General features: G+C 39.9%; 15 protein-coding genes. 5 read left to right on the top strand and 10 right to left on the bottom strand.

Going from position 1 to position 13,106, the window contains the following annotated elements; translation table 11 throughout:
- Positions 1 to 27: 27 nt before the first annotated feature.
- The 4 genes from Gferi_RS27000 to Gferi_RS26985 all read right to left on the bottom strand — a co-directional run bounded on the left by Gferi_RS27000 (position 28) and on the right by Gferi_RS26985 (position 2,996).
- Positions 28 to 1,326 carry a HAMP domain-containing sensor histidine kinase gene (locus tag Gferi_RS27000; protein ID WP_169833042.1) on the bottom strand — a complete coding sequence of 433 codons (1,299 nt, stop codon included), beginning with the start codon at positions 1,324 to 1,326 and terminating at the stop codon, positions 28 to 30.
- 26 nt (positions 1,327 to 1,352) lie between these two features.
- Positions 1,353 to 2,042, bottom strand: a complete 690-nt coding sequence (locus Gferi_RS26995) for a response regulator transcription factor (protein WP_069981189.1) — start codon at positions 2,040 to 2,042, stop codon at positions 1,353 to 1,355.
- A gap of 74 nt (positions 2,043 to 2,116) precedes the next feature.
- Positions 2,117 to 2,692 (bottom strand): hypothetical protein, encoded by a 576-nt coding sequence (locus tag Gferi_RS26990; RefSeq protein ID WP_069981188.1) that lies wholly within the window; start codon positions 2,690 to 2,692, stop codon positions 2,117 to 2,119.
- Between the two features lie 118 nt (positions 2,693 to 2,810).
- Positions 2,811 to 2,996, bottom strand: a complete 186-nt coding sequence (locus Gferi_RS26985) for a hypothetical protein (protein ID WP_069981187.1) — start codon at positions 2,994 to 2,996, stop codon at positions 2,811 to 2,813.
- A 197-nt stretch (positions 2,997 to 3,193) separates the two neighbouring features.
- On the opposite strand from Gferi_RS26985, the gene Gferi_RS29075 reads away from it, so the two are divergent.
- Positions 3,194 to 3,319 carry a hypothetical protein gene (locus Gferi_RS29075; RefSeq protein ID WP_257785963.1) on the top strand — a complete coding sequence of 42 codons (126 nt, stop codon included), beginning with the start codon at positions 3,194 to 3,196 and terminating at the stop codon, positions 3,317 to 3,319.
- Between the two features lie 65 nt (positions 3,320 to 3,384).
- Here Gferi_RS29075 and Gferi_RS26980 read toward each other — a convergent pair whose 3' ends face one another.
- Positions 3,385 to 3,762: a sigma-70 family RNA polymerase sigma factor gene (locus Gferi_RS26980; RefSeq protein ID WP_083273796.1), complete on the bottom strand. Its 378-nt coding sequence runs from the start codon at positions 3,760 to 3,762 to the stop codon at positions 3,385 to 3,387.
- Positions 3,763 to 3,924: 162 nt separating this feature from the next.
- Here Gferi_RS26980 and Gferi_RS26975 point away from each other — a divergent pair, with 162 nt between their 5' ends.
- Entirely contained in the window at positions 3,925 to 5,031 is a 1,107-nt protein-coding gene (locus Gferi_RS26975; RefSeq protein WP_069981186.1) for a metallophosphoesterase, read from the top strand.
- Here the strand turns inward: Gferi_RS26975 and Gferi_RS26970 are convergent.
- The gene (locus Gferi_RS26970) at positions 5,028 to 6,326 is read right to left on the bottom strand and encodes a CapA family protein (RefSeq protein WP_069981185.1); all 1,299 of its coding nucleotides are present in this window, start codon (positions 6,324 to 6,326) and stop codon (positions 5,028 to 5,030) included. The two genes, Gferi_RS26975 and Gferi_RS26970, sit on opposite strands and share 4 nt — an antisense overlap.
- 132 nt (positions 6,327 to 6,458) lie before the next feature.
- On the bottom strand, positions 6,459 to 7,565 hold the full coding sequence (gene rodA, locus Gferi_RS26965; RefSeq protein WP_069981184.1) for a rod shape-determining protein RodA: 1,107 nt from the start codon (positions 7,563 to 7,565) through the stop codon (positions 6,459 to 6,461).
- A 236-nt stretch (positions 7,566 to 7,801) separates the two neighbouring features.
- On the opposite strand from rodA, the gene Gferi_RS26960 reads away from it, so the two are divergent.
- Entirely contained in the window at positions 7,802 to 8,476 is a 675-nt protein-coding gene (locus Gferi_RS26960) for a hydrolase (protein WP_069981183.1), read from the top strand.
- Between the two features lie 47 nt (positions 8,477 to 8,523).
- Positions 8,524 to 8,916: a DUF2500 domain-containing protein gene (locus Gferi_RS26955; protein WP_330389529.1), complete on the top strand. Its 393-nt coding sequence runs from the start codon at positions 8,524 to 8,526 to the stop codon at positions 8,914 to 8,916.
- 11 nt (positions 8,917 to 8,927) lie between these two features.
- Here the strand turns inward: Gferi_RS26955 and Gferi_RS26950 are convergent, their stop codons facing one another.
- On the bottom strand, positions 8,928 to 9,161 hold the full coding sequence (locus Gferi_RS26950) for a hypothetical protein (RefSeq protein WP_069981181.1): 234 nt from the start codon (positions 9,159 to 9,161) through the stop codon (positions 8,928 to 8,930).
- Positions 9,162 to 9,280: 119 nt separating this feature from the next.
- On the opposite strand from Gferi_RS26950, the gene Gferi_RS26945 reads away from it, so the two are divergent.
- Positions 9,281 to 10,903: a recombinase family protein gene (locus Gferi_RS26945; protein WP_169833041.1), complete on the top strand. Its 1,623-nt coding sequence runs from the start codon at positions 9,281 to 9,283 to the stop codon at positions 10,901 to 10,903.
- Here Gferi_RS26945 and Gferi_RS26940 read toward each other — a convergent pair.
- Together Gferi_RS26940 and Gferi_RS26935 are read right to left on the bottom strand one after the other, a co-directional pair.
- Positions 10,792 to 11,268, bottom strand: a complete 477-nt coding sequence (locus tag Gferi_RS26940; protein ID WP_069981179.1) for a sigma factor — start codon at positions 11,266 to 11,268, stop codon at positions 10,792 to 10,794. The two genes, Gferi_RS26945 and Gferi_RS26940, sit on opposite strands and share 112 nt — an antisense overlap.
- 78 nt (positions 11,269 to 11,346) lie before the next feature.
- Positions 11,347 to 13,065, bottom strand: a complete 1,719-nt coding sequence (locus Gferi_RS26935) for a peptidoglycan D,D-transpeptidase FtsI family protein (RefSeq protein WP_083273795.1) — start codon at positions 13,063 to 13,065, stop codon at positions 11,347 to 11,349.
- Between the last annotated feature and the right edge of the window lie 41 nt (positions 13,066 to 13,106).

The raw sequence follows: 13,106 nt of genomic DNA, 5'->3' as shown, positions 1-13,106 counted from the left end.
TTTTGGGCCCGCCCGATTTCATGTTATCTATCTTGAATTATAAAAAGGCCCTGACGGAACATCAATCCATACTGGAATATGGATGATGACAGAGAAGCCGCCTTGTATATTCATAGCCTTGATGTCACCGCCATGTGACTTAATAATCTGCGAGCAAATGGAGAGCCCTAAACCTGACATCTTTCTGCTCTTATCCGACGTGAAAAAAGGTTCAAAAATATGTGCAAGCTCAGGCTCCGGCACACCTTTTCCGTTATCGGATACTGTAATTTGCACATCATCCGCTATGTTCTCAAATGCGACGCGAATCTCCAGACCTTCAATTTCATTATGTCGCATGGAATTACCGATGAGATTGGCAAACACCCGCCGCATTTTCACAACGTCGATATTGACCGATGAACCGGGCAAGCACTGATTTTGAAGTTCCAAAACAACACCTTGATTCTCACAGATTTCTGAATATTCGTCCTTTAACGATTCGCATACGAAGGAAACGCTTAATTTTTGCAACGTATTGACGCTGTTCATGGAGAAACTCAGGTACTCGTCAAACTCATCTACGATTGCTTCAATGTTTTTGCTCTGCCTGTAAATGCTTTTCAGATATGTTGCTTGCTTATCTTTGTCCAAGTCCTTTTTTATCAAGCGTTCAGAAAATCCCATGATGGACGTAAGCGGCGTTTTAATGTCGTGGGAAATGGACGCGATGATGTGGCTTTGGTTTTCTTTTTCTGCCCGAAGCTCCTCTGTCATATGAAAAAAACTTCTTTCTAAGCTGCCGATTTCATCACTTCGTTCGGAGTTTTTGAGTGTCGTATCGGTTTTATGGAAACGCTCGATTTCACCAGCCAAGTGTTTCAAGGGTTTCACATAGAAACTGTGCATGATGCAGGCGACAATCACCAATGATGCAAAAAGTACAAAGCACTCTATAATCGCCAAACGTAATATAGTTCCATCCAGACTGTAAAAAAGATCGACATCGCTTCGTAGAAAAAGTGCATAGCTGCCCTCCGCCAAATCAACCGAGCGCATGGCGGAAAAATTCATGCCACCCCATCGTGGCTCCGAAACAAGTATTTGCTCCTTCGTTATAACGTTCTCAAGTACAAAAGAAAGCTGCCTGTCTTCGATCGTTTTCCTTGTCACAAACGCAATTGCTTCATCATAGGATTTATCCTCCAGGTATGCGGCAATTTCATCCACATCACGTACGGCTTGCTCTTGATAGATAGCAATGCCTTCCTGCAAATCCGGTACGGTATAAAAGAAAACAAATAAAAAGAGCAGCACGATATTAAGCACAAATACAATCATCAACATTATGGGTATTCTGTATTTCAGACTCATCATGCTTCACCCACAGGGCTTACCAACTTATACCCAACACCCCAAACGGTTTTGATGATTTTGCTCCCGTCCTCAATTTTATCACGCAGATTCTTGATTGTGACCGTGACCGTTCCAATATCTGAATAATCGATGCCCCACACTGCGTCAAAAATTTGTTCGCGCGTTAAAACCTTGCCGATATTGTCAAGCATATACAGCAAAAGCTGAAACTCTCTGGTGGATAGCTCTATGCGGTTTCCGGCTTTAGTGACTTCGTAGTTGTCGCGGTAAATCACTAAATCGCCTATCACAACTGCGTTATTATCCGGTATTTTGATATCGCTTCGCTTGTCTCTGCGAATATGCGCCTTGACCTTCGCAACCAACTCCTCCACAACGAAAGGTTTGGCAATATAATCATCACCGCCGATTTCAAGGCCAACAATGGTATCTATCGTTCTGTTTTTTGCCGTCACGAAAAGGATGGGAGCGTTTGTTTTGTTTCTGATTTCTCGGCAAACCTCAAGTCCGTCCATTTGTGGCATCATGATATCAAGCAAAATCAGTCGGAAATTCTCGCGGCTAACCGCATCCACAGCCGACAATCCGTCGTGGACAACCGCTGTGCTCAAGCCTTCATCTGCCAAGCTGTCGGAAATTAGTTCTGTAATATTCTTATCGTCGTCAGCGATTAAAACATCTGTCATGGTTGATCACCTCCCCGTATGCTACTATAACTCTTTAGCAAGGACAATTCAAGTGTGTCCAAATAGATTGGGCACTACTTATCAAATATATATCCTATGATTACAATTAAAAGAGAAATAACCGCGACAACGAATATGGCGGCCATACTCACCCATGAGGAAAGGGGGCGCCCCAGAAAATTAACGACGGAGCGTATGGCAACAAATTCAAAGGCAAATCCGCCGACCGCTATAATACCCGCTGTTAGATACCATTTATTAATCTTAGCGAGCTTCAATAGTAGAGATGCCGCCCATAGGATAAAGATTACAGTCGTACCCACAGGGAGACCAATTGGCAGAAACCAATTACTTGAGTCTATCGCCCGCTCAAGGAAATATAAAAACGGGAGGAACACAACCGAAAAAGCCAATAGGGAGAACCAATGTTTCTTCCCTTTTGCCATAAACAGCGGAAGTGCAACTACCCAAGCAAGCGGCACTGCGCAAAATACATAAGCCGACCATGTGATATTATCGTGGTTTGCAAAGTCAACAATATAACTCGCGCCGAGACTCACGACGCAAAACAGCGAGAATAACAGAAATATAGCCGTTCTTTTTTTATTCTTTGGGACAACTAAATCATTTGTAACTTCTCTGTTTTCCATTTCTATCTCCTCCTCATATCTAGCAGATCCACTTCGATATCATAGTCAATATCCTTCACAACAACTTCCTCTGCTTTAGCCTAAATTTCGTTATTCAATAAATGCGTTTTGGCAAGATTTATTGGCTTGTCTCCCATAATAGCGTTTGTTCTGGCATAATGAAACGCTGTGTTGTAAACTGCCGCCGTAATCTTAGAACTATGGGAAAAGTGTCAATGCCGCTCTTGAAACCAGGTCTGCTCACAATAGTCTTCACAGCCACTCTCAAAGCAGCTTTTACAGAAGTATTCATGGTAGGCTTCATAATTAGTCTCCTGATTTCATGTTTGGTGATGCATGCTATTTTTCAGCGCCTGTCCTCATAATAACATTAAAAAATTAAGATGAAAGAGGAGAAAAATTAAGAAAAATTAAGACGCCGATTATTTAGCAACGTCTTAATTTTTCTTAATGGTAAATCGACAAATGGCGCACAGAGTATTCCGAGGAGGTTTAGCATGAATGATGAGGAGAATTATTTCCGAATTTTCCATATCCAAGGATAAAACGGCAAGCAGGGGGTCTGGCGCGCCAAGGCTGCATATCGCCTTTGGCGCTTATAATACACTTCTATATATTCAAAAATAGCCTGTTGAGCAATTTCCCTATCCCTTTATTTATAAGGAGAACATTCTAGGACAGCTTTGAATCTCTTACTCATCATCTTCGATGATCGGTTCGGTAGTGCAGTTAAAAGCTTTGCTAAGCTTTTTAATCGCTCTTTTCTCAATCCTAGATACATAGGAGCGAGAAATACCTAATAGCTTTGCAATCTCCCTTTGTGTCTTGCTTCCTCCGTTTGCTAAACCATATCGCAACTCTATAACCGTTCTTTCTCTGCTTCTAAGTACCTTAGCCATTTTTTGATATAGCTTTTTCACTTGAATCTTTAGTTCTACCTCTTCAAGCACTTCATCTGTTTCTGTACCGAGTATATCGATCAAAGAGATTTCGTTGCCTTCCTTATCGACGCCAATAGGGTCTTGGAGTGATACTTCACTCTTTGTTTTTTTATTGGATCGGATTGTCATAAGGATTTCATTCCCGTTCTTGATAAAACTGCGACATTTTATAAAATTTTAAAGGGAATATAAAGAAAACAAAGAATGATTATTCTATAGGGTTAGGGGTAAAAACTAAAAAAAAATGTCAAGACTATAAAAAATATCGCGTTTTACCAAGGAGGACATAAATTGAAACCGACCAATATCATATTTTTTTTAATTGTGGTTACCAGTGTTTATTTTGGGCTCCATTATTATCTGTATACGAGCTTGACAAAGGATTTGCAGCTTGGCATTGGCATACGCCGCATGATTATAATTATGCTTTTTCTAGGTGGACTGTTGTACTACGCAGGTCAAATACTGGAGCGGATGTATGGACTGCACGGCTTTTCGTATGCAGGCAGTATTTGGCTTGGTTTTATCTCTATTGGTTTTTTCATTTTTATACTGAAGGATGTGTCTCTATTTTTCCCTGTTCCCCGACATACTGCTGCTTACGGTGCTTTGCTCTTGACACTCCTGCTGGGCGGGTTTTCTCTTTATCATGCTGCTAAGCCGCCAAATTTAGTAGAACATCAAATATCAGTGAGAAATTTCCCAAAGGGTCAATCGGGTTTTACAATCCTGCAGCTGTCAGATATTCATCTGGACGGATATAAATCTGAGGCTTGGCTTTCTGGAATCGTAGAACAGGTGAATCAGCAGCACCCGGATCTGATCGTGATGACTGGTGATATCGTTGATGCCGGCTATGAACGTGTAGATCGGTTTTTACCAATTTTGCAGCAGCTTGACAGTACCCACGGGGTCTATGCAGTTTCAGGAAATCACGAGTTTTATGCCGGTATAGAAGATTTCTACAGGTTGATGGAGCAGGCCGATATACGTGTGCTAAAAAATGAAAGGATGCCCGTAGGAGATATCCTTGAATTGGTGGGCATCCATGATGATACTTCGAAACGTTTTGGAATAGAAGCTGCAGATCTTGAAAACCTTCTGAAGGATACACATCCTGAAAAAAGTATTGTTTTATTATCCCATAAACCTGTGGATTTTGAAAAAGCAGCGGCCTTAGGTGTTGATTTACAGCTGTCCGGTCATACCCATGGAGGGCAGATTCCACCGATGAATTTATTGGTTAAACTTGCTTATCAATACGCTCATGGATTATATCAAAAGGATGAATCCTATATCTATACCTCTAGTGGTACCGGTTTTTGGGGACCACCAATGCGGCTGTTCACTTCGCCTGAAGTTGTAAAGCTGACCTTAGTGGGAAAAGCCAGTGATTAATCTTCTTTGACGGGGCGCCTGTAGGGCGCTTTTTTTTCTTCCATAGTATGTATGGAAATTCTTTTATTCAACTGTTTTTCTATAAGGTCTACAGTGTTTCTAAATGACTTTTCAGCCCGCCATAAACTGTCCTTTGCAGAAAAAAGATTATACGACTCCGGGTGTTCCAGTGCAGCAGGCAATGGAAGGATCTCGTATATCAGTTTTTTCCCTTTGCTATAGCGGTGAATCCATGTGGGTATGTATGTAACCCTTTCTATGGTTATGGGTTCATTTGAGCTGTTTCTGCGAAGCTGTACATTGACGATAATGCCGTCTTCTGTGTATCGATTTTTAAGAATTTCATACCGTTGGTTTGACAGAAAGTTGCCCATAGAGTAAACCACCAGGGTTTCTTTTCCAGAGCCTCGAATGTATTCAATAGATTGCAGCACGTGAGGATGGCTTCCGAAAATTATGTCTACACCCTGCTCTGCCAGATAATGGGCAATCTGTCGTTGGAAAACATTTGGTTCCTGTTCGTATTCATTCCCCCAGTGAAGATAAAAAATAATCACCTCGGCACCGGCTGCTTTCATATGCTGAATTCTTTCCTTCATTTTCTCAAGATCTTGCGGCAATGTTTCGTAACCAAAGGTATCAATCAATGCTTCTGCTTCTTTGGGGATTTTAATCGCGTTTAAGGTTTTGAATTCGCCCCAGGGAGGCGTTTCATAGGTGTAAGCGGTTAGACCGATTTTTATGCCATTTCGCTCAATGATTTGAAATGCCTCTTCATTGAGATTTTTTCTAGTTCCGAAAGTCTGCATTCCATTTTCCCTTAATACATCGATAGTGCGAAGCATCCCTTCTATTCCCGTATCTAGGGTGTGATTGTTGGCTGTACTGGTACCATCAAAACCCGCTGACATCAGCGCATGGGTCAGTGAATCCGGCGAGTTGAACATGGGAAAACTGGTGTATCCTCTCTCTTTTCCAGCAAAAGTGGTTTCTAGATTACATAAGGCTAGGTCAGCTTGTTGTATGTAGTTTTTCACAAATTGAAAATTGTTATGAAAATCATGAGATTTTGCTTGTTCATTCCACTGGGCTCTCAATTGGGGGCCATGAACCATGATGTCTCCTACAGCAGTAATCTGTAGGGTAATTGGTTTTTCTTCCTCTTCTTCCTTGTCTGGCTCATCTGATTCAGAAAATTCTTCAAATGTTGTGGTTGTTTGTTTAAAGGGATAAATGCCTATATAAAACAGTAAAAAGAATATAAGCAGTCCGATATATATTTCTTTGTTTTTCATCCGATCACCTTCCGTCAAAGAAATAGGCCTTGGTAATATTCGCCAGTTTTTTAGACTTCTTATATTTAATCACAAAAAAAGAGACGATGCAAGTGTGGATTGTATCGTCTCTTTTGATCGTAAATAATATATCTAGAAATTTATTTTATCCCTACGCATGCTGACATTCAGGATTAAGCCGATGCAAATCATGTTGGACAGCATGAAGGTTCCTCCATAACTTACAAAGGGTAAGGGTTTACCCGTTACAGGCATCAATCCTATAGTCATGGCAATGTTTGCAATGATGTGGAAAGCTAACATAAAAGTGGCTCCTGTAACTAAGTAGGTACCGAAATCATCCTTTGCCCTGCGGGCAATATTAACGCATTTAAACAATAAAATGCTATACATAATTAATAGAAAAAGTGCGCCTAGTAATCCTAGTTCCTCTGATAAAACAGAAAAGATAAAGTCTGTATGTTTTTCAGGAAGGAAACCCAGTTGGGTTTGCACCCCTTTGAACAAGCCTCTGCCAAAAAGTCTGCCTGATCCTATGGTCAGCTTTGATTGGATAACGTGATAGCCCTTTCCCATAGGGTCCATCTCAGGATTTAAAAATACCAGTATCCTGGTCTTCTGATAATCTTTTAGTCCCATCCAGGCAAAGGGCATGCTGAGTATACCGACTAGAGCGGTTACCAAGATATGCTTATAACGGAGTCCCGCCACAAAAAGAATCCCAAAGGTAAATGCTGCAAAGGTCAACGTGGTTCCCAGATCCGGCTGCGCCAGAATCAGTACCATTGGTACAGCTGCAAACCCTACTATTTTTATAAGCGTTGACAGTTCATGGATAGAGTCCTTTTTATCAGATACCAGCTTTGCCAAACAAATAATGATACCTATTTTTACGAAATCTGAAGGCTGGAACTGGACTCCTCCGATTCGGATCCATCGATTTGCACCCCAGGTGTCTTTTCCGGCACCAAATAAAAGTACTGCCATGAGCAGCGCATTGCAAAAGATATAGATGGGAATATAAAGCTTGGCAAAAAAATTATAGTCAATTAACAGTAGGATGATGATAGCAATGAATCCCATTACTATCGATATAATCTGGGTTCTTATATATCTTGTGCTTTCAAGGCTTTGCGTCGCACTGCCAATAACGATTACACCAAAAACGCAGATAATCAATAATACTGCAATTAAACCAAAGTCTAACTTTCGTATGAGTCTATTGTCAAATTTAAACATAATTCCTCCAAGTCTAGGGTATGTGTACGCCTATATATTTCAGTATGCCCTATGATTAGTTTATCTTAAACTCATTCAGGATTCAACACTTTGTTTTAATTACCAAGCTAATTAGAGATTTTACCATCTTTTGATGATACAGGTGTATAATAATATAGTACATCAAGTAGTTTATTTTGTAGTAAATTTTTGTTAAAATGAAGTATATGTTTCCATAACCTTAGGGAGGTGAAAGGATGGAAAAATTTGTTCCTGAAATAAAAACAGAACTACGAAAAAAAATTATTGAAGTGCCTCAATCGATTTATAAAGCCAGTGGTATCAAAATTCTGGGAAAAAGGATAAAGTCATTGTTGTTTTCCACAGATGTAGCAATCATTAAAAATACAAATGCAGACGCAATCATAGCAGTTTACCCTTTTACCCCACAACCCGCTATCACGCAAGCGATTATGGAGGTTGCTCCCGTACCCGTTTTTTGTGGTGTCGGCGGCGGACTAACCACTGGACAGCGTTCTATCAATGTGGCACTTCATGCAGAGTTTCAAGGGGCTATTGGTGTGGTACTAAACGCGCCTACCGCCAATGAAGTAATCTGTGAAATGAAGCAGCGCATAGACATTCCGATTGCAGTAACAGTTGTGTCGGATAATGAAGACATAGACGGAAGAATCAAGGCCGGGGCTTCTATTTTCAATGTGTCTGGGGGTGCAAGTACTGCCAAGATCGTAAGAATGATTCGAAGCAGCTATCCTGAATTTCCAATCATTGCAACCGGAGGCCCAACAGATAGCTCTATTCAGGAAACCATCGATGCAGGCGCAAATGCAATTACTTATACGCCACCGAGTACTGCAGATATATTTAGTGAGGTTATGGATCGATATAGAATAGAACTAAGCAAAAAATAGCAATATCATCTAGTTATGATCATAGTTAAGATCTAGGGGGGATCATCTTGAATCAGTTTGGTGGTTTTGACGGTTTTGATTTTATGTTTAATTTATTTCCAATTTTTTTCATTTTCGTTTTGGGAATGGTTGTATTTACCGCTGTCCGGGGAATTAAAGAATGGCATAACAACAACCAGCAGCCGGTACTTTCCGTACCTTCTGCAGTTGTTGCTAAACGATCTCATACCTCTCACAGTACACATAATCATGGAAATCATGCGCATCATAGTACGTCCACCTCCTACTATGCTACATTTGAGGTGGAAAGCGGTGACCGTATGGAATTTCGTGTATCTGCGCAGGAATATGGCATGCTGGCAGAGGGAGATGTGGGAAAGCTTACTTTCCAAGGTACCCGTTTTCATAGTTTTGATAGGAAAAAAGGATCTGAAGAGTAAAAATTCGGGAATTAGAACAAATTGATTTTTAAATGTTCTAATTCCTGTTTTGTTTTTCCGAAGGTTTCTCTGAACGTATCTTCCTCCAGCAGTTTAAAAAGAATTGCTGGAAGTTTCCCTTTATTCAAAGCCTCTAATAACTGCCTGTATTTTTCAGTTGTCCAATCCGTCATTAAGTCTTGTATTTTCTCTATATTTTCATTTCCTTGTATGGATACTTCTATGTGCTGAACCTGTTTGGGCATCCTGCCTCACCTTTTCATTCAGAAGATATTATATTCTTATGTTCACTGGAATTTGTCTTATGATATTTAATAATATTTCTGAGTTATATAGATATATATGATTATAAGGGGGGATGGCGTTGAGTATAGCAGGTATTTATAGTCGAAAATCTTTGTTTACAGGCAAAGGTGAATCCGTTAAGAATCAAATAGATGCATGTATGGAATACGCTGCTTCGAAGGGTTGGGACACGGTAGTATATTTTGATGAGGGTTTTTCAGGCCAAAACAAAAACAGACCGGGTTTTCAAAAACTATTAAAAGACATTGACCAGGGAAAAATACAGCACGTTATTTTCTATAAATTGGATCGCATTTCAAGGAAAATGCTGGACATAATGGAGTTTATAGAGAAAACAAACGGAAAAGGTATTGATTTTATCTCGATTACGGAAAATTTTGATACTACGACACCCTTAGGAAGAGCAATGGTACATATTGCTGCTACCTTTGCCCAGTTGGAAAGAGAAATGCTGCAGCAGCGGGTTAAGGACAACATGATACAGCTAGCTAAGACTGGCAGGTGGCTTGGCGGTATTACCCCTACCGGATATGCTTCAAAGGATGTCCGATATAAGGATGACCATGGAAAAGTAAAGACAAAGTACATTTTAGAAGGTATTCCTGAAGAGTTAGAGATCATTGAAAAAATATATAGTTATTATTTAAAGGAAAAATCCTTAAGTCAGGTTGAAAAATATCTGCTGATTCAAGGAATACGAACAAAAAACGACGCACGCTTCCAAAAGCAAACCATACGGTCGATTTTAACAAATCCTGTTTATGTTAAAGCAGACAGCAGAGTTTATGTTTATTTTAAGGATCTTCATGCAGATATTGCCTCTCCTCTGGAAGCCTTTGATGGGATTCGCGGACTACTCACCTATAATAAGAATAAGAAGATTGTCAGAAAAGAAGCAGGAACCAATAATCCTGAACATTGGATTGTGGCTGTAGGAGATCACGAAGGAATTATCGCAGCTTCGGATTGGCTTACGGTGCAAGCGTTGCTAAAAGATAGCAGCAAACCGGGTATCCCTTGGAAAAAAAGCAGCACTGCCCTTCTCTCCGGTTTACTTCGGTGTAAATACTGCTTATCGCCGATGATCATCAAATACGGACAAAAAAGTAAAAAAACAGGCGTTCGCTTCTATTACTACGTTTGTCAGCAAAAGGAGCTGTCTGGAGGATTTCACTGTAATAATAAAAATATTCGCGGAGATATTTTGGATCAAATGGTATTGGATTCATTGACCCAAATTGCTCCTGCTCCGGATAAGGTCAGCAAAGTGCTGGATGTGACAGGTAAAAAGTACTTGAAAAATAGAAACACGGCAACTCCTTTAGAGGAAACGCAGGTAAAACAGATTGAAAAGAATCGAAAAAAGATTCGACAGCTGTTGTTTAAATTGGAAAAAAGCATTTCCAATGCAGCTGCAAAGCATGTCAGCGAAAGAATTGAGGAGCTGGACCGTGAAATTATTGCTTTGGAAAAAGAACTGGAAAATAGATATATACACAAACAAATAGACAAATTTGAACTCTCGCCTGCCACATTGAAAGACATTAAAGAAAGTTTTTCTGATATTCATCATGTCGTCAATAGTTTAGAAGCTTTGGATGAAAAAAGAGAATTTGCAGAAAGCGTTATTGAGAAGATATTTTGGGAAAATGGATCTATAGAAATCATATTAAAAAAATAATGCTGCAGTGGTGTGAAAATCGGATTCTCAATGCACCTTGCAGCATAGGTTGCTAACCTGGTTCCTTTGTTTCTATCAAAGGTAATGATGGCCTTAATTAACCCAATGGTTCCAATAGAAATCAAATCATCTACTTCTTTACCCGTATTATGATATTTCTTTACAATATGGGCCACGAGCCGTAAATTTCGCTCTACCAGAATATTTTTTGCTTCTTCATCACCTTGCTCATATTTTTCTAGATAATGGTTTTCTTCTTCCTGTGTTAAAGGTTTTGGAAAAGAGGTATTGCTAGATACATAGGAAACTAGAGTGAATACCGGTTTGGCCAATACTGCTGAAAGTGTAAAAAAGGTCGTCCACATGAAGCTGTCCCCCTCCTTATTATTGGTCATCTTAAATAATATGCGGCGTATGACAAAAGTGTGCATGTCATAATCTCGTTAATTGCTTTCATTTTCCAAAATATTAATTCTACGGGCTATATTTTTAAAGGTTGGTGCAGCGATTCTGCCGCCAGATCCGCCGTCTTCTACAACCACTGTGATAGCGTACCTTGGATTTTTCGATGGGAAATAACCGGTAAACCAAGCATGGACGGTATTCTTTCTATCGGAGACCGCTTCTGCAGATCCTGTTTTTCCCGCGGCATCAATAGCAGCAGTCATATCACTATTTCTTGCAGTACCCTCAGCTACAACTTTCTGCATCATATGCTGAAGCTGCGTCGCAGTATCTGGGGATAACACGCGTTGTGCATTGGTTTTGCTGTAATCTTCAAGGATATTTCCATATTCATCGACAATATGGCGGATCAGGTGTACACCATTATCAACACCATCATTGGCAATTATGGCGGTTAGTCTGGCGATTTGCAAAGGGGTAACTTCTAATGTCCCTTGACCGATAGAGATATTTCCGATTCCGGCGCCTTTGATATAATCACCATCGGGTAAGGTTCCTGCAATCTCTTCGGGAAGTTCGATACCTGTTTTATGGCCCAAACCCATTTTTTCTGCCATGGACAGTATTTCTTTTCCACCTACCAGCCGTCCCAATTGGATAAAATAGGAATTGCAGGATAGAGAAAATGCATTTTCCAGATTGATTTGTCCGTGTCCGCCTCTCTCATAGCTGGAGCATCGGATGACGACATCTCCGATTTCTTCAGCACCACTGCAAAAAAAAGTATCACTTAAGGAGATTAAATGATTCTCTAAAGCTGCTGCAGCTACTACCATTTTAAAAACAGAGCCTGGTGGATAGGGAATCTGTATTGCACGGTTAAAGAGCTCCAGATTATTACTGTTAAGCGATGCTGCTACATCATCCTGATTGTAGTTCGGTCTGCTGACCATGGCAATTACATCACCGCTTTGAATATCTAATACAACAACGCTGCCCTTGTGATGAGAACGGTCAAATTCTTCTTCGGCGATCTGCTGTATGGCGGCATCTAAAGTAGTGACAATACTCTTCCGTTTATCTGGAGTGTTTTCTTGGATAATTTTATATCCTAATCCAGGAATCATTCTTTTTTGCGCATCTACGATGGCTCCAATTTTAAAGTCTTGGTTTTCTTTTAGAACTTCATCAAAGTTTTTTTCTAATCCCTGATGCCCCGTATTATCAATCTTATTAATATAGCCGATAATATGAGATGCCAAACCGGTTTCTGCATATCGATCCTCTGCTTCTACAGGATATACGCCTCTAATTCCCACGGCTTTTTTCAATAAGGATACCTGATCGTCGAGAACTTTCAATTGAACAGGACGTAAGCCAGTGATTTTCTCGTATCTTAGCATATAAGTTTTTACCCCTGTAAGTTTGGCTATAATCTCTAAATTTTGTTCTGTTTTTTGAAAAAGTTCAGGAAATATTACAAGATATTGTGTTTTTTGCTTATTTGTTAGAGGCTTCATATTACGGTCAAAAATTTTACCACGTGCTACGCCGATTGGGATTTCTTTAAACCATTGATTGGTGGCTTTTTGATAAAAATCATCTCTTCTAAGTACTTGGATATATGCCAAACGACTGATCAGCATGCTTAATATTAGTGTAATGATAATTCCCAAAGAGAATAGTCTTTTTCTGTTTTCATCTGCAATGATGACAGCTGCTCTTTCGTTTCTTTTTCTTTCTACTCTTGTTCTCAATAAAAAACACCTTCTCAAAATGGAATATTTTCATTATCTCC

This window comes from Geosporobacter ferrireducens (assembly GCF_001750685.1).
GTDB lineage: Bacteria > Bacillota > Clostridia > Peptostreptococcales > Thermotaleaceae > Geosporobacter > Geosporobacter ferrireducens.
This window is presented reverse-complemented; position numbering and strand designations above follow the sequence as displayed.

Coding starts and splice junctions, on each gene's coding strand:
- Gferi_RS27000 (WP_169833042.1), bottom strand. CDS start 1,326: ATGTTGATGATTGTATTTGTGCTTAATATCGTGCTGCTCTTTTTATTT.
- Gferi_RS26995 (WP_069981189.1), bottom strand. CDS start 2,042: ATGACAGATGTTTTAATCGCTGACGACGATAAGAATATTACAGAACTA.
- Gferi_RS26990 (WP_069981188.1), bottom strand. CDS start 2,692: ATGGAAAACAGAGAAGTTACAAATGATTTAGTTGTCCCAAAGAATAAA.
- Gferi_RS26985 (WP_069981187.1), bottom strand. CDS start 2,996: ATGAAGCCTACCATGAATACTTCTGTAAAAGCTGCTTTGAGAGTGGCT.
- Gferi_RS29075 (WP_257785963.1), top strand. CDS start 3,194: ATGATGAGGAGAATTATTTCCGAATTTTCCATATCCAAGGATAAAACG.
- Gferi_RS26980 (WP_083273796.1), bottom strand. CDS start 3,762: ATGACAATCCGATCCAATAAAAAAACAAAGAGTGAAGTATCACTCCAA.
- Gferi_RS26970 (WP_069981185.1), bottom strand. CDS start 6,326: ATGAAAAACAAAGAAATATATATCGGACTGCTTATATTCTTTTTACTG.
- rodA (WP_069981184.1), bottom strand. CDS start 7,565: ATGTTTAAATTTGACAATAGACTCATACGAAAGTTAGACTTTGGTTTA.
- Gferi_RS26960 (WP_069981183.1), top strand. CDS start 7,802: ATGGAAAAATTTGTTCCTGAAATAAAAACAGAACTACGAAAAAAAATT.
- Gferi_RS26950 (WP_069981181.1), bottom strand. CDS start 9,161: ATGCCCAAACAGGTTCAGCACATAGAAGTATCCATACAAGGAAATGAA.
- Gferi_RS26940 (WP_069981179.1), bottom strand. CDS start 11,268: ATGTGGACGACCTTTTTTACACTTTCAGCAGTATTGGCCAAACCGGTA.